Origin of the sequence: Streptomyces sp. NBC_01476 (genome assembly GCF_036227265.1) — a bacterium.
Taxonomy (GTDB): domain Bacteria; phylum Actinomycetota; class Actinomycetes; order Streptomycetales; family Streptomycetaceae; genus Actinacidiphila.
The window spans coordinates 3,626,026-3,644,071 of the sequence record NZ_CP109446.1 but is presented as its reverse complement, the minus strand read 5'-3'; the positions used below and the strand labels follow the sequence as shown (position 1 = coordinate 3,644,071).

At 72.4% G+C, this 18,046-nt stretch carries 14 protein-coding genes; 7 read left to right on the top strand and 7 right to left on the bottom strand.

What is annotated here, in order from left to right:
* Positions 1–119 precede the first annotated feature (119 nt).
* Positions 120–1,673, bottom strand: coding sequence for a serine/threonine-protein kinase (locus OG552_RS15935; RefSeq protein ID WP_329133437.1), 1,554 nt, complete (start codon positions 1,671–1,673; stop codon positions 120–122).
* 212 nt (positions 1,674–1,885) lie between these two features.
* Here OG552_RS15935 and OG552_RS15930 point away from each other — a divergent pair, with 212 nt between their 5' ends.
* Together OG552_RS15930 and OG552_RS15925 are read left to right on the top strand one after the other, a co-directional pair.
* Positions 1,886–2,572, top strand: coding sequence for a GntR family transcriptional regulator (locus OG552_RS15930; protein ID WP_329133435.1), 687 nt, complete (start codon positions 1,886–1,888; stop codon positions 2,570–2,572).
* A 53-nt stretch (positions 2,573–2,625) separates the two neighbouring features.
* A complete protein-coding gene (locus tag OG552_RS15925; RefSeq protein WP_329133432.1) occupies positions 2,626–3,282 on the top strand; it encodes a hypothetical protein in 657 nt (218 codons plus the stop codon).
* A 107-nt stretch (positions 3,283–3,389) separates the two neighbouring features.
* Here the strand turns inward: OG552_RS15925 and OG552_RS15920 are convergent, their stop codons facing one another.
* The 5 genes from OG552_RS15920 to OG552_RS15900 form a co-directional block, all read right to left on the bottom strand.
* The gene (locus OG552_RS15920; RefSeq protein WP_329140850.1) at positions 3,390–4,604 is read right to left on the bottom strand and encodes an ABC transporter permease; all 1,215 of its coding nucleotides are present in this window, start codon (positions 4,602–4,604) and stop codon (positions 3,390–3,392) included.
* A gap of 38 nt (positions 4,605–4,642) precedes the next feature.
* On the bottom strand, positions 4,643–5,392 hold the full coding sequence (locus tag OG552_RS15915) for an ABC transporter ATP-binding protein (protein ID WP_329133430.1): 750 nt from the start codon (positions 5,390–5,392) through the stop codon (positions 4,643–4,645).
* On the bottom strand, positions 5,389–6,693 hold the full coding sequence (locus tag OG552_RS15910) for a peptidoglycan-binding protein (protein ID WP_329133428.1): 1,305 nt from the start codon (positions 6,691–6,693) through the stop codon (positions 5,389–5,391). Before OG552_RS15910 ends, OG552_RS15915 begins: the two co-directional genes overlap by 4 nt.
* Entirely contained in the window at positions 6,690–7,616 is a 927-nt protein-coding gene (locus OG552_RS15905; protein WP_329133426.1) for a hypothetical protein, read from the bottom strand. Before OG552_RS15905 ends, OG552_RS15910 begins: the two co-directional genes overlap by 4 nt.
* Positions 7,617–7,770: 154 nt before the next feature.
* A complete protein-coding gene (locus tag OG552_RS15900) occupies positions 7,771–8,241 on the bottom strand; it encodes a hypothetical protein (RefSeq protein WP_329133424.1) in 471 nt (156 codons plus the stop codon).
* A gap of 596 nt (positions 8,242–8,837) precedes the next feature.
* Here OG552_RS15900 and OG552_RS15895 point away from each other — a divergent pair.
* Positions 8,838–11,066: a glycoside hydrolase domain-containing protein gene (locus OG552_RS15895; RefSeq protein ID WP_329133422.1), complete on the top strand. Its 2,229-nt coding sequence runs from the start codon at positions 8,838–8,840 to the stop codon at positions 11,064–11,066.
* Between the two features lie 91 nt (positions 11,067–11,157).
* Positions 11,158–11,931: a hypothetical protein gene (locus OG552_RS15890; protein WP_329133420.1), complete on the top strand. Its 774-nt coding sequence runs from the start codon at positions 11,158–11,160 to the stop codon at positions 11,929–11,931.
* A gap of 7 nt (positions 11,932–11,938) precedes the next feature.
* On the opposite strand, the gene OG552_RS15885 is transcribed toward OG552_RS15890, so the two are convergent.
* The gene (locus tag OG552_RS15885; RefSeq protein WP_443071167.1) at positions 11,939–12,670 is read right to left on the bottom strand and encodes an SLATT domain-containing protein; all 732 of its coding nucleotides are present in this window, start codon (positions 12,668–12,670) and stop codon (positions 11,939–11,941) included.
* 236 nt (positions 12,671–12,906) lie between these two features.
* Between OG552_RS15885 and purD the strand changes: the two genes are divergently transcribed.
* From purD to OG552_RS15870, 3 genes are all read left to right on the top strand, one after another.
* Positions 12,907–14,175 (top strand): phosphoribosylamine--glycine ligase, encoded by a 1,269-nt coding sequence (purD, locus tag OG552_RS15880; protein WP_329133417.1) that lies wholly within the window; start codon positions 12,907–12,909, stop codon positions 14,173–14,175.
* A gap of 348 nt (positions 14,176–14,523) precedes the next feature.
* Complete coding sequence (locus OG552_RS15875) at positions 14,524–16,119, top strand: hypothetical protein (RefSeq protein ID WP_329133415.1); 1,596 nt, start codon at positions 14,524–14,526, stop codon at positions 16,117–16,119.
* A gap of 371 nt (positions 16,120–16,490) precedes the next feature.
* Positions 16,491–17,981 (top strand): N,N-dimethylformamidase beta subunit family domain-containing protein, encoded by a 1,491-nt coding sequence (locus OG552_RS15870; RefSeq protein WP_329140848.1) that lies wholly within the window; start codon positions 16,491–16,493, stop codon positions 17,979–17,981.
* The last annotated feature ends 65 nt before the right edge of the window (positions 17,982–18,046 follow it).

Below are 18,046 nucleotides of genomic sequence, written 5' to 3'. Positions count from 1 at the left end.
GACCCGCTGAGCTCCCGTGTGGGCCCCCGCACCTGCGGGGAAGCGTTTCGCCGAGCGCCTCAGGACGCTGGGCAACCGGGTAAGCCCCGCCTGCCATGGGTGGGCGGGGCTTACCGGGCTCAGGACTTCCGGTAGGTCAGCCCGGCGAGGTCCCCGCTCACGGTGGCCCGCCGCAGATGGGTCGGGTCGAGCAGGGTCAGCGTGGTCGCCTCGCCCGAAGTGCAGGACGTGGCCGGGCCGCTGACGAGTTCCGAGGCGCTGAGCCGCACCGGCGGGCCGGCCGACTCGACCCGCATCCGCCACGCGCACTGGTAGCCGTTCCCAACGGCCCGCAGCTCCACCGATCCGTCCCGGTGGATGTCCAGCTTCCTGGTGGCCTGGGCCCCCTTGTCGTCGGTGATCGTGGTGCGCCACGTCCCGACCATGCCGGCCGGCAGATCGCCGTTCGCCGCGTCCACCTGGATGCCGGTGGGCGCCGGCCGCGGCTCCGCGCTGTCGTCCCCGCCCTCGCGGACCGCGATGTACGCCGTCGCTCCGCCGGCGATCACCACGAGCAGCGCCAGCACCGCCACCAGCGTCCCGCGCCGCCATACCGCCGCCCCCGCCGGGCCGCTGTCGTCGTCGGTGTCGGCGCCGTCGTCGGCGTCGTCGGCGGCGCCGTGGGGGTCGACGTCCGGGCCCGGCATCGGGGACGGCGCGGGCACCGCCGGCAGCGATCCGGTCTCCGCCGCCTCCAGCTCCAGCAGCCGCACCACCTCGCGCCCCAGCTCGGCCACGATCGCCCCCGGCAGCCACGGCTCGTCGTCCGCCTCCGTGAGCCTTGCCGTTCCCGCGCCCGCTTGCCTGCCCGCTTTCCCGTCCGCGCCCAGCATCCCCTGCACCTCGTCGAGCGAGGGCCGCGCTTCCGGCGCCTTGGCCAGGCACGCCGTCACCAGCTCCCGCAGCCCCTCCGGCACGGCGTCGAGGTCCGGCGGCTCCTGCACGATGCGGAACATCTGCGCGTGCACCCCGCTGGCCGCCGCACCGAAGGGCTGCAGCCCGGTGGCCGCGTACGCCAGTACGGAACCGAGGCAGAAGATGTCGCACGCCGGGGTGACCCGGTCGCCGCGGACCTGCTCGGGCGACATGAAGGCGGGGGAGCCGACCATGGCGCCGGTGTGGGTGAGGGCGCCGTCCGCGACGGTCTCCAGGGCGCGGGCGATGCCGAAGTCGATGACCTTGGGACCATCTATGGTGATCATCACATTGGACGGCTTGAGGTCACGGTGGACCAGCCCCGCCGCGTGGATGTCGGCCAGCGCGTGGGCGAGCCCCGAGGCCAGCATCCGCACCGAGCGTTCCGGCAGCGGCCCGTACCCGTGCGCGACGATCTGCTGCAGCGACGACCCGGCCACGTAACCGGTGGCGACCCAGGGCACCTCGGCCTCGGTGTCGGCGTCCAGCACCGGCGCCGTCCAGGTCCCGCCGACCCGCCGGGCAGCCAGCACCTCGCGCCGGAAGCGCCCGCGGAACTCGTCCTGCTCGGCCAGCTCCGCGCGCACCAGCTTCACCGCGACGGTACGGCCGCGGGCGGAGCGGGCGAGGTAGACCCGGCCCATGCTGCCGCTGCCCAGCCGGCCGAGCAGACGGTACGCGCCGATCCACCGCGGGTCGTCCGCTCTCAGCTCGTCCATCGCGTGCTCCGCCCCCTGCCAGCGCCCGCTCCCGGGGCGAACTCGTACCGCGAAGAATAGGCGTATCGACGCCGGTGGTCAGGTGTGGCCGCTGCCGGATGCCCATAACCGCGTACAGCCGCGCATATACGTACGGCATTCGCCTATCGTGTGCGAGGGCCAGACGTATGTACGACACGCGTACGGACGCCGACCGGCCACGAGGAGACGGCATGCCGCACGTCGGCGGAGCGCAGGTGCGCCGCAGCAGCCTGCGCCAGCAGATCGCCGACGCGCTCCGGGACGAGGTGCTCACCGGCCGGATGCAGGCCGGCCGGCACTTCACCGTCAAGGAGATCGCGGAGACCTACGGCGTCTCGGCCACCCCGGTCCGTGAGGCCCTGGTGGACCTGGCGGCCCAGGGGCTGCTGGAGGTCGAGCAGCACCGCGGCTTCCAGGTGCGCCGCTTCACCGCGGGCGACTTCCGGTCGCTGATCGAGGCGCGCGTCTTCATCGTCGAGGCGGCCTTCCGCGACATGGCCGAGCACGGCATGGGTGATCTGCCCGCCGACGCCATAGCCTCCGTCCGGCGCCGCGCAGAAGCCGCCGCCCGTGCCGCCCGGGCCGGCGTACTGGACGTCCTGATCGGCTGCGACCTGCGGTTCTGGCGGGAGCTGACCGCGATCGGCGGAAACCCGCACATCAGCGAGTTCCTCGACCGGGTGCGGATCCAGACCTGGATCTACGCCGTCCCGCACCTGCGGGGACTGCGGGACCTGGCCGGGGTCTGCTGGTCCGGCCATGTGGAGTTGGTGGAGGCGGTCGCCGACCGCGACACCGAGGCGGCCCGCCGGCTGACCCTGGAGTACAACGCGCACCTGCGTGCCCTGATCGACAAGCTCGCTCCCGCACGCTCCTGACGCGACGACCGCGGGCGAATTACGCTGTACGCCCCCGACCGGATGGAGTGTTCGTGGCCTGCGACTTGTGGCTGGTCCCGCTCGTGGACGTGCTCTGCCACAGCCCGGAAAACCCGTTCTCCGAGGAACTGGCCCGTTACGACAAGGCGTTGAGCGACGCGGGGCAGCCGCCGGTCCCCGTCTACAGCTATATGCCCGGCCTGTCCGGTGACGTCGGCCCGGTCGCCTGCTTCGACTACGACGCGCTGCACTTCCTGCGCCGCGCCTATCTGCTCACCCTCCAGGGCCTCGAAGTCACCCCGGTCGACGCGCTGGGCAGCGACTACGAGCAACTGCTGGAGATGTTCGAGGCGACCGCCCAGCACTCGCACCTGGTGTGGCACTACGACCACGCGGGCGCGTACGTCCCGCTCGACTTCCCGCACCCGGTCGTCAACGACGAACTCCTGGAGAGCGGCGGCCCGCTCGGCTCCAGCCACGGACTCCTGCGCGAGCTGGAGTTCGTCGCCCCCTCGATCGGGATCGACCCGGCGAACCCGCCGGCGCCTCCGGCCCCGCCGGACCGCCACACCACCCTCGAAGAGCCCGCGCTGCTGCCGCCCTCAGCGCTCTCGGGCAGCCCGTTCGCCCGCGAACACCACGTCTGGCTCGGCCTCCACGCGGCCGCGACCCGGTCCCTGGGCCAGGGGTCGATGATCGTCTTCAGCTGAAGCGGACACGTCTTCCCGGGGTGCCGGTGGTGTGATGCGGCGATGTCGTACCCGTCGTGCGTTGCCGGTGCCCCTTCGGGCCGTGGCCCCGGTGGTGACCGGGCGGGTCATCTGCGGAGCGCTTCGGCCGGGGTGATCAGGGAAGCACGCCAGGCGGGGTAGAGACCGGCCAGCAGGCCGCTGGCCAGGCCGAGCGCCGGGGCGGCGGCGACGGTGAGAGGATCGACGACCGGGGTCCAGTCCCGTACAGCGGAGACGGCGACCACGGTCACCGTGCCGACCGAGGTGCCGGCCAGCCCGCCGACCAGCCCCAGGGCTGTCGATTCGGCGAGGAACTGGGCGGTGACGTGCCGGCCACGGGCCCCCAGCGCGCGGCGCAGACCGATCTCACCGGTGCGTTCCAGCACCGCGACGAGCGTGGTGTTGGCGATGCCCACCGCCCCGATGACCAGGCAGATCGCGGCCAGCAGAAGGAACAGCCGGCCGAGGTCACCGTCCACGGCCGCCCGCAGCGCCCGGGGGTCGGGGGGCGGGACGACGGCGAAGTACCGCGGATGTTCCGGGCGCAGCGCGACGGCCGCCTCCTGGGCGACCTGCGGGGCCGCGCCGAGTTCCGTGGCGATCAGCATCTGCGCCCGGGTGTCCGCCGGGGGACCCCACAGGTGCTCGGCGGTGGCCCGCGGCACCAGGACCGACATCAGCAGTTCCGGCTTGCGCACCACGTCGTCGACGATGCCGATCACGGTGAACGGCAGGCTGCCGACGAACACCGCCGGGTGCGTCCGCACAGTGGTGATGCCCAGGCGCTCGGCCGTGGTCCGGCCGAGCACGGCGACCTGCTGGCGGTAACGCTCATGGAAGGCGTCATAAGCCCGCCCCTGCGAGAACCGCGGCTCGGCGGCGGCCAGCAGGCCGGGGGAGGCGGCGATCACCTGGGTCTGTGCGTCGGTGCCGCCGCCCGCCCCGAGCGGCACCGAGCGCACCGGTTGATCCGCTCCGAGCCGGACACGCCAGAACACCCCGGCGGCGCGGACCCCGTTCAGCCGGTCCACCCTCGCGTCCGCGTCGGAGGTGAACGACAGGGCCACGTCGGCGGCGTCCTGGCCCCCGGTGTCCTCGACGGTGACCTCCGTCGCCTTGAGCCGGTCGAAGCGGGCACCGATCTGAGCGGCCGCCGTCCCCGTGAGCCCGAGGACGGCGATGAACGCGCCCACGCCGAGCACGGTGCCCAGGGCGGTGAGCGCCGACCGGGCCGGACGCTGGACGACCCCGGCCGTGGCCTCGGCCACGAGGTCACGCGGGGAGAGAACCGAACGCCCCATGGCGTCCTGGCCGTTGCGCCGGGCGGCGCGCCGCGCTCTCACCCGGTCACCTGGCCGGCAGCCCGCTCGCGCAGCACCCCGTCGTGGAGGGCGAGCGTGCGGCTGCCCTGCGCCGCCACATGGGCGTCGTGGGTGATGACGAGGAGAGTCATCCCGTCGGCGTGCAGGCCGCGCAGTACGCCGAGGACGGATGCGGCCGTGTCCGAGTCGAGATTGCCGGTCGGCTCGTCGCACAGCAGCAGGGACGGGCGGGACACCAGGGCACGGGCGATGGCGACGCGCTGCCGCTCGCCGCCGGACAACTGTGCGGGCGGGGAGCCGAGCCGGTGCGCCAGCCCCACCCGGCCCAGCACGGACGCTGCCCGGTCCCGGCGCTCGCGGCGGGGAAGGCGCTGATAGACCATGGCCAACTCGACGTTCTCCTGGGCGCTGCGGTGGGGCAGCAGATGGAAGGACTGGAAGACGAAGCCGATCCGCCTGCCGCGCAGCGCCGCACGCTGTGCGTCGCCCACCGCACCGGTGTCGATCCCGTCGAGGAGGTACCTGCCCTGCGTCGGGGCGTCGAGGAGGCCCAGGACGTTCAGCAGGGTCGACTTGCCGGAGCCGGAGGGGCCCACCACGGTGACGAACTCTCCCCGGTGGACGCGTAGATCGCACGGCCGCAGCGCGGCGACCGCGGGCGGCCCGGGGTAGGTGAGGCCCACCGCGTGGAAGGCGATCACGGGCTCGTCGGCCCGCGGGGTGCGGCTCGTGACAGGGGAGGGGGCCGGCCCGCCGATGCCCGTCATGACCGGCCCGGGGCCGTGGGTGCGTCGGTGCCCAGCACCACCTGATCGCCGGGTCGGAGCCCTCCCGCGCTCAGCGGAGTCACCTGGACGTAGCCGTCGCCGGTCATCCCGACGCGTACCGCCACCTGCCGCTCGCGGTTCCCGCTGCGTACGGTGACGGTCGTGCGTCCGTCCGCCCCGGCCGAGAGTGCGGCGGACGGTACGGCCGGCACCGCCTTGCCCGAGGAGGCGGCCACGATGGTCAGCCGGACGTCCTGGCCGACGAGGCCGGCGGGAAGCTGCCGGGAGGGAGTGACCCGGATCGCGTACGTTCCGTCGTCCGCGGCGGCGTCGCCGCCCGCCCCCGCCTTGCCAGGTGCGGTGGCGACCGAGGCGACCACGCCGGTCGTGTCGTACCCGGTGGTCTCGGAGGAGATCCGGACCTGCTGCCCGGGACGGACCAGGCCCTTCTCGTCCGGTGTCACGGTCCCGGCGACCGTGAGCGGCCCGGAGTCGACCGACATCAGGGTGTCCGTCGCCTCCGCTCCCACCTGCGCCGCCACGATGTCGACCCGCGCCGCGCCGGCAGGCAGGTAGACCACTTCGGACCAGGGGACCGACGGCCCCGGCTGTTCCGCTGACCCGGACCCCGACCCGGACCCGGACCCGGACCCGGCCGGCTCGGATCCCGCTGCCCCGGAGTCGGTCCGCGCCGAACCGGCCGGTGTGTAGCCGATGGCCGCGTAGAACCGTGCCACCGCCCGCCCGGTGCCTGCGCCGTACACCCCGGGAGCGTCGGACCCCGTTCCGTACCCCAGGGACGCCAGGGCCCGCTGCAACTGGGCGACATCGTTCCCGCGCAGACCCGGGGTCAGGTCCTCGTAGGACGGGATGTCTCCCCGCAGGACGAAGACCGGCCGTCCGGAGATCTCCACCAGCACCTGTCCGGGCCGCAGCGCCTGCCCGGGTCGCACCTTCACCGCGGTGACGATGCTCCGCCCCGCACCGCCGGCCTGGCCGCCGGTGATGTCGATGTGCCGCGAGGCGCTGACGGTCCCTCGGGTCAGCACGGACTGCGCGAGCACCTTCCGGGTCACCGGGGCGGTCAGTACGTCGGGGCTCGGCGGCGCTGTCTCGGCGGCGGCCTGCGCGGGGGACTTGATGAGCAGCCCGGCCCCCATGCCCGCTCCGGTGAACACCAGGCATCCGGCGACCAGGGCGAGCAGGGCGCGGCGCCGTCGTACCGGTGCGCCCTGGGCGGTGCGCGGGTGACCGTCCGCGGTGCCGGGCGGGCGCTCCTCGGTGTCCAGTGGCCGCGTCACCGCGAACCCGCCACGATCCGGGCCGCCTCGCGGATCGCCGCGTCCAGGTCGCGGTGCTCCTGGTCCAGTTGCCCGGCGTTGTCGTCGATCGCCTTGACCTGGAGGGCCGTCTCCGCGTCGAACCAGATCTTCGCCACGCCGGTTGCCCGGCGGCACCCGATGTCGGCGGTGGCCGTGGCCCGCTCCAGTTCCGTGACCTCCGCCGATGAGAACCGCGGGTCGTCGCTGGCGTCGAGGGGTGCCGCGTAGCTGTAGCCGTGGGACTTCATACAGGCGGACCAGGCCGCGAAGGCCTTGACGACGCGGGGGTCCTGCTGCGAGGTGGCGAAGGTGGTCCTGCTGATCGTCTGGGCGGTGCGCATCTCGACGGACCGGGCGTCGATCCGCCGGTCCGCCGCTCCCGCGCAGCCGCCCGCCGGCACGGCCCTGCCGCCGATCTCGTCGGTGACGCCCTCACCCGACAGGACCTGGGAAGCCGTGCTTCCGGGGTCCTCGAGAGCCGCGCCGGCGTGCATCGCCTCGTCGTAGGCGGCCTGTTCGGCTGCCTCGGGTTTGTAGCCGCGCTCCTTCGCCAGTGCCAGGTCGTGGATGCCGTACCGCCAGTCCACGAGGGTCTTGCCGCCTATTCTCGGCAGGTCGGGGGCGGGCGACCAGGTGAATCCGAAGCCCTTCATGCAGTCCGCGATGAGCTGCTTCTGCGCCTGGGAGATCTGCGCCTTCTCGGTGTCCGACGGCAGGTAGCCCTGGATGGGAAGCGTCCAGGTGGCCGGATCGCCGGCGTCGTACGGCAGGACCGGCTGCGGGACGAGCCCGGCCGGACCGGAGTGCGCGGGCGACGACCGGTCCGAGCAGCCGGCGGCGAGGGTGAGGGTCAAGGCCGCGCAGAGCGCTGCGACGGCTGGTTTCCATGACGAGGTGTCCACGTGTGTTCTTCTCTCCCAGAACCCGGCCCACCGGCCGTGACGACAGGCGGGGGCGGCCGCCGCGCCGGCGTCCCGCGCCGCGTCCCCGCGAGGGAACCCGGCGCGGGACATGTGGCGCGGACGCGGCTGGGCCGCCCCTTGCACCCGGGGATGCTCAGAGGGACTGCCAGGCGAACGAGGCGTTCTCGTTGTAGGTGCCGGCGAGCTGGCTCCACCCGCTGTTGGGTGCGATCCAGTCGGAGTCGCCCTTGTAGCCGGAGTTGTAGTAGACGACGGAGTAGTAGGTGGGGTGCTTGTTCTTGGCCGACGCGGCGTTGTTCTTGATGCCCTGCAGGTTGCCGGCGCCGCCGTGGCAGAAGAGAAGGGGCTGCAGGCCTCCCTGGGGGGCGCCGCCGATCCGCTCGTCGGCGAAGTCGTAGACGCTGTAGCCGATGTTGCGGTAGGCCCCGCCGTAGTTCGAGTTGTAGTAGATCGCAAACTTGAAGGTCGAGGCCGCCTGCGTCTTCTGGCAGGCCTCGGGGCTTTCCTGGTTCTCCAGCCCGGTGCCGGCGTGCGCGGGGCTGACGACGCCGAGACCGAACGCGCACGCGAGGGCGGTCACCATCAGGGACTTCTTCAGCTTCATGCTTTTCCGTTCCGCTGTCTTCGGAATGAATGGTTCCGCGTCAACACGGCAATGAAGCTTCGGACAACGGCTTCATGCGGAAGTACCGACCGGAGCCATTGGCATGTATACCCGTCGGCCGTCGGGACTGTCCACAGCGACTGATGTGACGTCAATCAATCGCCGGGTGCGGCAGATTATGGAGGGCGTAATTCCGGTTTCGGAATCCGCCGTTCTGTCGGGAAGGACCTCCGCGCTGTGCGCCTGAGGTGACCGTCGTACTGCCATCGGGACAATTTCCGTTTTCGCAACGGATATGGCGGTTCCATGGGATTGCTATATACGTATAAAAGGTGACGAACATGCCTCGCCATCAGGGGTGGAGGCTGGCCGAGAGGTGGCCGGGAACTGGAAAAACCTTGCCGGGTACTTTGCGTTCGGTATAGATTCATCCGGGCCGTGGGGAGTGCCTGCAGGGGGTGTGAAGGGCGGGCGGTGAGAGGCGGCGTCCCTCAATGTATGCGGACTCCAGCATTCCACTCCACGGATTATCCGGGCCGGTCCCCATTCGGGCCGGCCGGCATTGTCGTGTGCTCCATCGCGAGAAATGGATATTCATGGCTGATGAACTGGTCAGGCGCGCGCAGCGGTTCGTGAACTCCACCTACGGGACGCTGATCGGAATGACGGTGGAGGAGAACGGGCAGACCGGGTGGAACACGATGTACGCCCTCACCCGCGCCCTGCAGTACGAGCTGGGCATCTCGGCTCTTTCGAACAGTTTCGGCCCCACCACGCTCTCGGTTCTGACGACGAAGTACCCGGTGCTGAACGCCTCCACCGTGCCGTCCGCCAACTTCTGCCGCATCATCCAGTCCGCGATGTACTGCAAGGGCTACGACGGCGGTGAGATCGACGGCACGTACAACGACCGCGTCCAGTCCGCGATGACCGAGCTCAAGGCGGACATGGGCGTGGCGGGCACCTACCCCGGCGCCGACCTGACACCGAAGGTGTTCAAGGGTCTGCTGAACATGGACGCCTACGTCACCGTCAACTCCGGTTCGGAGGCGACCCGGAGCGTGCAGCAGTGGCTCAACGGCCGGTACGTCACGCGGCAGGACTTCTTCGTCATCCCCTGCGACGGCCACAACTCGCGGGACGTCGCGAAGTCGATGCTCTTCGCGATCCAGTACGAGCTGGGCATGGCCGATGGAGTGGCCAACGGCGTGTTCGGCCCCGGCACCCAGTCCGGGCTGCACTCGCACACGGTGTCCCCGGGATCGACGGGCACCTGGGTCTCGCTGTTCTCCGGCGCGATGCTGCTCAACCAGCGCCCGGTCGCCTTCTCCAGCACCTACGGCAGCGCACTGACCTCCGCGGTCAGCACCTTCCAGTCGTTCGTGGGCCTCCCCGCCACCGGGAACGGCGACTTCCAGACCTGGGCGTCGCTGCTGGTCTCCTACGGCGACCAGTCACGCCAGGGTGCGGCGTGCGACGGCGTCACGAAGATCACCGCGGCGCGCGCGGCGGCGCTGAAGGCGGCGGGCATCACCTATGTAGGCCGCTACCTGACCAACCCCAGCGCCACCTCGCTGCCGGAGAAGGCGATCCAGCCGGGGGAACTGCAGACCATCGCCGCCGAGGGCCTGCGCTGCTTCCCGATCTACCAGACCTACGGCCGGGACGCGTCCGGCTTCAACTACCCGGCGGGCAACGCGGCCGGCTTCGCCGCCGTCAACGCGGCGGTCGACCTCGGCTTCAAGAACGGCACCCGGATCTTCTTCTCCGTCGACTTCGACGCGCTCGACGACGACGTCACCAACAACGTCCTGCCCCACTTCAAGGGCATCGAGGACGCCATGGCGATCTCCGGGAACCCGTACCAGATAGGGGTGTACGGCGCGCGCAACGTCTGCACCCGGGTCTCCGAAGCAGGGCACGCCTCCGCGAGCTTCGTGTCCGACATGTCATCCGGCTTCTCCGGCAACTACGGTTACCCGCTCCCCACCAACTGGGCGTACGACCAGATCGTCACCCGTACCGTCGGCTCCGGCAGCGGGCAGATCGAGATCGACAACAACATCACCTCCGGCCGCGACCTCGGACAGAACTCGTTCAACCCCCCGCGGGCCGTGCTCCCCGATGTCCCCTTCGACGGCGGCTTCCTGAACGCGCTGCACGACGACATCGGCACGTACATGCGGTCGATCGGCTTCCCCGACGACGGCGGCAGCAAGATCTACTCGCACACCGAGTGCTTCGGGACGATCCTTGAAGCGGACGACGCCATCACCTTGCTGTCGAATCTGTTCAATATGCGCAAGGCCCTGATCCAGACTTCCGCCTACTGGGAGATGCGGCACTACGACCTCGTCGACCAGGCTGTGGACGCTGCCGTGGCGTACTACCACACCGGCATCGGCGGCGGCGTGACCCCCATCCGGGACTCGTCCACGGGCATCGCCCAGATCAGCGGCGAGGTCGGCATCCGTGCCTGGAACTACTGCTACGAGCACGGGTATTCGACCGGCACCACGCTCGACCCGGCCAGCGACGACGACATCTGGACGATGTGGCAGGCGCTGAACCAGGACAACGTGTTCGCGCTGAAGACCGTGTCGCAGATCCACCTGTGGGACGCCGGCGGCAAGCCCGGCGGCAACAACCCGCCTGGCGGCGAGACCGTGCTGCGGACCATGCGTCTCGACTACACCGAATCCGAGATCTTCGAAGTGCTGCGCCGCTACCAGGGGTTCGGGACGGAGGCAGAGGAGCACGCGACGAAGCGGATGGCTCTCTACCAGATCTTCGAGAAGTACAACGGCATCGTCCGCAATCTCTGAAGGGTCTCCATTCCCCCGCAACCCCAGTGCCACGTCGCCGGCCACGGCACGTCATCAGCCCAGAGACGGAGAATCGATGAACCGGTCCCCCATGTCACGCCGTAGTCTCCTCAGCCGGTCCGCTGTCATCACCGGCGCCGCCCTCGCCGCTTCACTCCCCATCCCGCGGGCGCTGGCCGCTCCCGGCCCGGCATCCCGGGTGCTCGTCAACCCGGCCTATCGGAAGGGGAGTTACCGGGTCCCGCCGCACCTGCGGGATGCGCTGCGCAGGGCCAAGACCCGCCAGAAGCGCGTCATGACGGGCCAGGTGTCCCGCAACGGCTGGCCGACGGAGCGGGCCGCGGACGCCGGCGGGTCCGTCTTCACCCGCCCGGTACCGGGCGTGCCGTTGGCCGGCGTCGCGGTACGGATGGGGGACACCGAGACCGTCCTCGTCCATGTCGTACGCCGCTTCCACTACGAGATCGACACGCTCCGCAGCGGCGACGTCGTCGGCTGGCGCTCGCCCTCGGCCGTCCGCGCGAGCCGTTCCGAGTCCAACCAGGCATCCGGCACAGCCGTCCGGATACGCCCGGACCATTACCCCCCCGGTGCCAAGGGCGGCTTTTACCCCCTGCAGGTGATGGTGATCAGGGACATCCTGGCCGAACTCGAAGGCGTCGTCCGCTGGGGCGGCGACGACCGCACGGTCGACGAGTCCCTCTTCTACCTGGACGTCCCGCCGGGCAGTCCGCTGCTGACCGGGGTGGCGCGGAAGATCTGGACCTGGGGCGACCACCCGGGCCAGGGCGCCGGCTCCCCTGTCGACGTGATGTCACCCTCCCGCCGCAGGGCGGCGGACGCGCTGGCAGCCCGCCGGCGCTGAACTGCTCCTACCTCGGGCCCTCCGGGGGCCTTTGGCGGGGCATGTTCGGGCGGGTGCCCGGGTGCGGCAGGCGCGGGGGCGCTCCCGGGTCCGTGCGGCTCGGCCACCACGCGGTGGACTGGGTGCGCAAGGGGCCGCCCGCCGCGCCGCCGCCGAAGTCCACCATCCAGTCGGCGGTCTCCATCCGGACCAGGTCCGCGATGTCGTCGCAGAAGCGCCGCAGGATCACCAGGCAGCGCTCCGCGGCCTCGGCGGCGGTGCCCTCGGTGGGGCCCAGGACCTCGCGGACACTCTCCGAGGCCCAGTCGAACCGCAGGTCCTCCAGGCGCCGCTGGACCGCCTGGGCGGTGGCGACGTCCCGCATCCAGCCCGCGGTCAGCCCCAGCACCCGGTCGAAGCAGACGCAGACACCCGCGCCCAGCAGCGCCGGGAAACCCCAGACCGCGACGGAGTCGGCCGCGCCGGTGAGCTGGACCAGCGGGAGCGCGGCGCCCGCCGCGGCCAGCACCGACGCGGCGATCCGCAGCGCCCGCGCGCCGCGCCGCTTGCGGACCCGGTCCGCCAGATACCAGTCGGTGGTCTGCAGCGCGCCCGTCTCCGCCCAGTGGTACAGCTCCTCCAGCCGCTCGGCCGGCTCACCCCAGTCACCCAGCGGGAACGGCAGCGCCCGCAGATCCTCGTGCTGGTGGTGCAGCGCCCGCCGCTGAGGCTCCTCCCGAGGTGCCTCCTCGGGAAACATGTCCGGCTGGCTCACTCCACACTCCTCGCACGACCTTCGTCGACTGCGCACCCGCCCGGTGCGAAGTTCCCTTCTTACCGCCGAACGGCTGAGCGCGGATGGCAGATCGAAGGATTACCGCCCGTATGGGCAGCGTGATCAGGTATAGACCGTAGCCGCGGTCGCTCAAAAGAGTGAGCGCGGCCCCGCCCGCCCGCACCGGAGCGCTCCACCCCGCGCCCACTACCCTGGTGCCCGTGAAGGTCCTTGTCATCGGCGGCGGCGCCCGCGAACACGCCCTGTGCCGCTCCCTGTCCCTCGACCCCGAGGTCACCTCGCTGCACTGCGCTCCCGGCAACGCCGGCATCGCGGACGTGGCCGAGCTGCATCCGGTCGACGTCCTGGACGGCGCGGCCGTCGCCGAGCTCGCCGTCTCCCTCGGCGCGGACTTCGTGATCGTGGGGCCCGAGGCGCCGCTGGTCGCGGGGGTCGCCGACGCGGTACGGGCCCGCGGCATCGACTGCTTCGGCCCGAGCCGGGAGGCCGCCGCGCTGGAGGGCTCCAAGGCCTTCGCGAAGGACGTGATGGCGACCGCGGGCGTGCCCACCGCCAGGTCGTACGTCTGCACCACCGCCGAGGAGGTCGACCGCGCGCTGGACGCCTTCGGGGCGCCCTATGTCGTCAAGGACGACGGGCTCGCGGCCGGCAAGGGCGTCGTCGTCACCGGTGATCTCGCCGCCGCCCGGGCGCACGCGCTGGCCTGCGACCGGGTCGTCATCGAGGAGTTCCTCGACGGGCCCGAGGTGTCGCTCTTCGCGGTGACCGACGGCGAGACGGTCGTACCGCTGCAGCCCGCGCAGGACTTCAAGCGGGCGCTGGACGGCGACGAGGGCCCCAACACCGGTGGAATGGGCGCCTATTCGCCGCTGCCGTGGGCGGATCCCGAGCTGGTCGCCGAGGTCGAGCGGACCGTGCTCCAGCCGACCGTGGACGAACTGCGGCGCCGCGGCACGCCCTTCGCCGGGCTGCTCTACGCGGGCCTGGCCATCACCTCCCGCGGGGTGCGGGTGATCGAGTTCAACGCGCGCTTCGGCGACCCGGAGACCCAGGTGGTGCTGGCCCGGCTGCGCACCCCGCTCGCCGGGCTGCTGCGGGCCGCCGCCACCGGGCAGCTCGCTCCTTTCCCGCCACTGCGCTGGAGCGACGGAGCGGCGGTGACCGTGGTCATCGCCTCGTACAACTACCCCGACACCCCCCGCACCGGTGACGCGATCACCGGCCTGGCCGATGTCGCCGAGAAGGACGAGCACGCCTACGTCCTGCACGCCGGCACCCGCCTGGAGCCGGACGGCCGGATCGTCTCGGCGGGCGGCCGGGTGCTGTCGGTCACCGCCACCGGCTCCGACCTGGCCAAGGCCCGCGACCGCGCCTACCGGGCGGTGGACCGGATCGCCCTGGACGGCGCCCACCACCGCACCGACATCGCGGCGAAGGCGGCGGACGAGGCGGCAGCGGCAGCGCGGTAGGCAGCGGGGACGAGGCACCGGCGGCACGGGTGCAGGCCGGCACCGGTGAAGGCAACCGTGAAGGCGCCGGTGAGGGCCGGCGCCGGGCCACGGCCGGTGCGCGTCCCCGGATGCGTCCCCCTACAACCCGGCCCAACGCCGCCGTTCTCTCCCCAAAGCCACTCCAAGGAGTGATGCCTAGCCCATATGGCTGACTCCTCGGCGGAGCCCAACTATGGTGCCCGGAAGGCGCACCGCGGGACATTGCGGCAATCAGCCGTACGGCATTGCGATGTCGGTGGGCGGTGCGACAGTGGGGAGAGGCCGTCGTGAGGGCGGCCCACCGCTAGCGCTGGGGGTGAGCCGCCGATGGCCGGAGAAGCAGGTGAGGGCGTTGCGCGAGCCCGCGCACTGGCGGTGCTGCGGGTCCGCTCGACCGCACTGTCCGCAGCGCTGCTGCCTGCCGCCGCCGCGGTGGTGCTGCACATGGGCCGCCTCACCGGCCGGCTCGGCCCCGGCTGGGACGCGGCCCGCTGGGCGGTGACGGGCGTGGCGCTGGCCGTGCTGGCGCTGTCCGCCGCGGTGGCGGCGGTGATCGTACGGGCCAGGCCCGCGGTGAGCCCCGCGGTCCCGGTCGCTGAGAAGTCCGCCCCCGATTTCTACCGGCTGGTCAGAGAGCTGGCGGAGCGCCTGGACGTGCCCGCCCCCGCGGCGATAGAGCTGACCCCGGACTGCGACAGCTGGCTGGAGGAGCGCCGTCCGGCCGCCAGGACCCGCGGTGCGGCCCGCCCCGCGCCGGTGCTGGTGGTGGGCTCGCCGTTCCTGTGGTGGATGCGGGTGGCCGAACTGCGGGCGCTGCTCGCCCCGGTGGTGGCCGGCACCGCGCCGGCCGCCGTCCCCGAGATATCCGCCGCCCGCCGCTTCGTCCGCGGGCTCGACGCGGCCGCCGGGGTGGCGGCCGACGGCGCCCGCGGCCCGGTGCCGCTGCGTCCGGTGTTCGCCGCTCTCGGCGGGGTGGTGCGGCTGCTGCTGCACGGCTGCCGGATACACGCCGCCGAGATGGAGCGCGGGGTCGCCGCATCCGCCTCCGAGCGCGCGCTGGCGGTCGACTACGGCATGCGGACCGTCGCCCAGGAGCAGGTCGGGCTCGCCTACGCGGGCTGGGACCGGCTGCTCACCCGGGTCGCGCTGCCCGCCTGGCGGATGGGCCGCTGGCCGTCGCGGCTGGACGCGGGCGTGGTCGCCGCGCTCACCGAGCTCTCCCGGCGGGACCGGCTCGCGGACGGCTTCGAGTCCCGGCTGGGCGAACGCCCCGCGTGCGATCTGCTGGAGGAGCCCGGCCTGATGGACGAGGCCGTCTCCCTGCTGGCGGCCCGGATCTTCCACGGTGCCCCGCCCAGGCCAGGACCCGGCTGGGCGCCGGTGAGCTGGGCCCGCTACCCGGACGAGGTCGTCGGCGGCATCTGGCGGACCGAGGCCGGCCGCCTGCTACGGCTGCTGGACGAGGTACGGCCGGCGCCGGTGCGCGGACGCGTGCTCGTCGGGCGGCGGACGGAGGAGGAGCCGGGCGCCACCGAGGGCGCGACCCTCGGGCGGGTCATCGACCGGCTGGCGGGCGGCGGCGGCGAGGAGCTGGCCGCACGGCTCAGCGCGGAGGCGGAAGCGGGGGTGAGGCCGGTGGCGGAGGAGGACTTCACGGTGTGCCCGCTGCTGCCGCCGCGCACCGGCCGCGAGCTGCTCACCGACCATGTCACCGCTCTTGTCTGCTGCGCCGCGATCGACTCGGCCGGCGCCGCGGCGGGCCTCGACTGGCTCGACGGCCCCACCCTCCTGGTGGCCGGCGCCCGCCGCACCGACCTCGCCTCCCCCGTCCTCCGCCTCGTCGAAAACGGCGACCCCGCCCCCCTCCGCGCCTGGCTCACCGCGATCGGCATCCGCCCCGACAAGGTAGTCCGCGTCGCCTGACAAGCCACGACCCGACCGTCACTGAGCCACCCACCGGACGGGGCAGGACCTCAAGGGGCGCGAGGAACTACGCGAGCAACCCACCACCGTCGGACGTATGGCGACGACCGGCCCCCGTCAGGGGCGCGAGGAACTGCGCGACAAGCCACGACGCCACCGCCACCCGCCCACCGGCCGAAAGGGGCACCCCCCACCCCCGCAACCCCCCGGAGGGCCATGGCTGAAAGGGCACCCCAAACCACCCCGCGCAGAAAAAAAGCGCCACGAACCGTAACCACCACACCGCTTTCTGTGATGTGCTGGTCGCAGGAATCCGCATTGTTGCACCGCGGTTCCAGGGGGCGGGGCGGGTGCGGAGGAAGAGGGCGGGGATAGGCGTGGGGCAGATTCGGCGTTGGGAGTCGGGCGCACTCGCACACGGCGTCTCGGACCCGTTCGGCCAGGGACCACTGCCCTGGCTGCGGGGCGAGTCGCAGTATCTGGACGACGAGGGCCAGGTCGTCCCGTGGTACGTCGACCTGGCCGTGAGCAGCGGAAAGGCCCCGCGCCGCCCCCACTTGCCGGGCCCGCGGACCGCCGACGACGTACGCCGCCAGATCAAAGGTTTCGCCACCGAGAGCTCCGTTTCCCCCGGCGGCGCCATCGACTTCCGGATCACCGTGGACCCCCCGCAGGAGTTCACCGTGGACGTCTACCGGATCGGTCACTACGGCGGTGACGGCGCCGCACAGGTCACCGCGAGCCCGCGTCTGTCCGGGATCGTGCAGCCCGCTCCGCTCACCGCGGGCAGGACGGTTTCCTGCCACCACTGGTGGCAGTCCTGGCGGCTCCAGGTCCCGCCGTACTGGAAGACCGGCGCCTATGTGGCCGTGCTGACCACCGCCGACGGCTACCGCAGCCACATCCCGTTCACCGTCAGGGACGCCGACGCTCACCAGGCCGACCTGCTCCTGCTGCTGCCGGACGTCACCTGGCAGGCGTACAACCTCTACCCCGAGGACGGCAGGACCGGCGCCAGCCTCTACCACGCCTGGGACGGCGAGGGCCGGCTGCTCGGCGAGCGGGAGGCGGCCACCACGGTCTCCTTCGACCGCCCCTACGCCGGCGCGGGACTGCCGCTGCACATCGGCCACGCCTACGACTTCGTCCGCTTCGCCGAGCGCTACGGCTACGACCTCGCGTACGCCGACGCCCGTGATCTGCACGCCGGCCGGGTGGACCCGACCCGGTACCGGGGCCTGGTCTTCCCCGGCCACGACGAGTACTGGTCGGTGCCGATGCGCCGCGCCGCCGAGCGGGCCAGGGAGGCCGGCACCTCGCTGGTCTTCCTCTCCGCCAACACCATGTACTGGCAGGTGGAGCTGGCGCCCTCGGCGGCCGGCGACCCGGACCGGCTGCTGACCTGCCGCAAGCGCCGCGGCGACAGCAGGGGCCGCAGCGCGCTCTGGCGGGACATGGGGGAGCCCGAGCAGTTGCTGCTCGGTGTGCAGTACGCCGGCCGGGTGCCGCAGCCCTCCCCGCTGGTGGTGCGGAACGCCGGGCACTGGCTGTGGGAGGCCACCGGCGCCGGCGAGGGCGACGAGATCGCCGGCCTGGTGGCGGGTGAGGCGGACCACTACTTCCCGCGCACCCCGCTGCCGGAGTCCACCGAGCGCATCCTGCTGGCCCATTCGCCGTACGAAACCGCCGACGGCCGCCGCTGCCACCAGGAGACCTCGCTGTACCGGGCGCCCAGCGGCGCGTACGTCTTCGCGGCCGGCACGTTCGCCTGGTCGCCCGCGCTGGACCGCCCCGGCCATGTCGATCCGCGGATCCAGCGTGCCACCGCCAATCTGCTGGACCGTATCTGCAAGCACGACTGACGCCCGCGGTGAGGGCTCGCGGGCCGGACCCGTGCGCGCCGCCGGGGGCGAGGTACGGGAGAATC

Excerpts from the sequence above, each read along its gene's own strand:
- OG552_RS15885 (WP_443071167.1), bottom strand. The coding sequence starts at position 12,670 with ATGTTTCCCGAGGAGGCACCTCGGGAGGAGCCTCAGCGGCGGGCGCTG.
- OG552_RS15895 (WP_329133422.1), top strand. The coding sequence starts at position 8,838 with ATGGCTGATGAACTGGTCAGGCGCGCGCAGCGGTTCGTGAACTCCACC.
- OG552_RS15900 (WP_329133424.1), bottom strand. The coding sequence starts at position 8,241 with ATGAAGCTGAAGAAGTCCCTGATGGTGACCGCCCTCGCGTGCGCGTTC.
- OG552_RS15930 (WP_329133435.1), top strand. The coding sequence starts at position 1,886 with ATGCCGCACGTCGGCGGAGCGCAGGTGCGCCGCAGCAGCCTGCGCCAG.
- OG552_RS15875 (WP_329133415.1), top strand. The coding sequence starts at position 14,524 with ATGGCCGGAGAAGCAGGTGAGGGCGTTGCGCGAGCCCGCGCACTGGCG.
- OG552_RS15920 (WP_329140850.1), bottom strand. The coding sequence starts at position 4,604 with ATGGGGCGTTCGGTTCTCTCCCCGCGTGACCTCGTGGCCGAGGCCACG.
- OG552_RS15915 (WP_329133430.1), bottom strand. The coding sequence starts at position 5,392 with ATGACGGGCATCGGCGGGCCGGCCCCCTCCCCTGTCACGAGCCGCACC.
- OG552_RS15890 (WP_329133420.1), top strand. The coding sequence starts at position 11,158 with ATGTCACGCCGTAGTCTCCTCAGCCGGTCCGCTGTCATCACCGGCGCC.
- OG552_RS15935 (WP_329133437.1), bottom strand. The coding sequence starts at position 1,673 with ATGGACGAGCTGAGAGCGGACGACCCGCGGTGGATCGGCGCGTACCGT.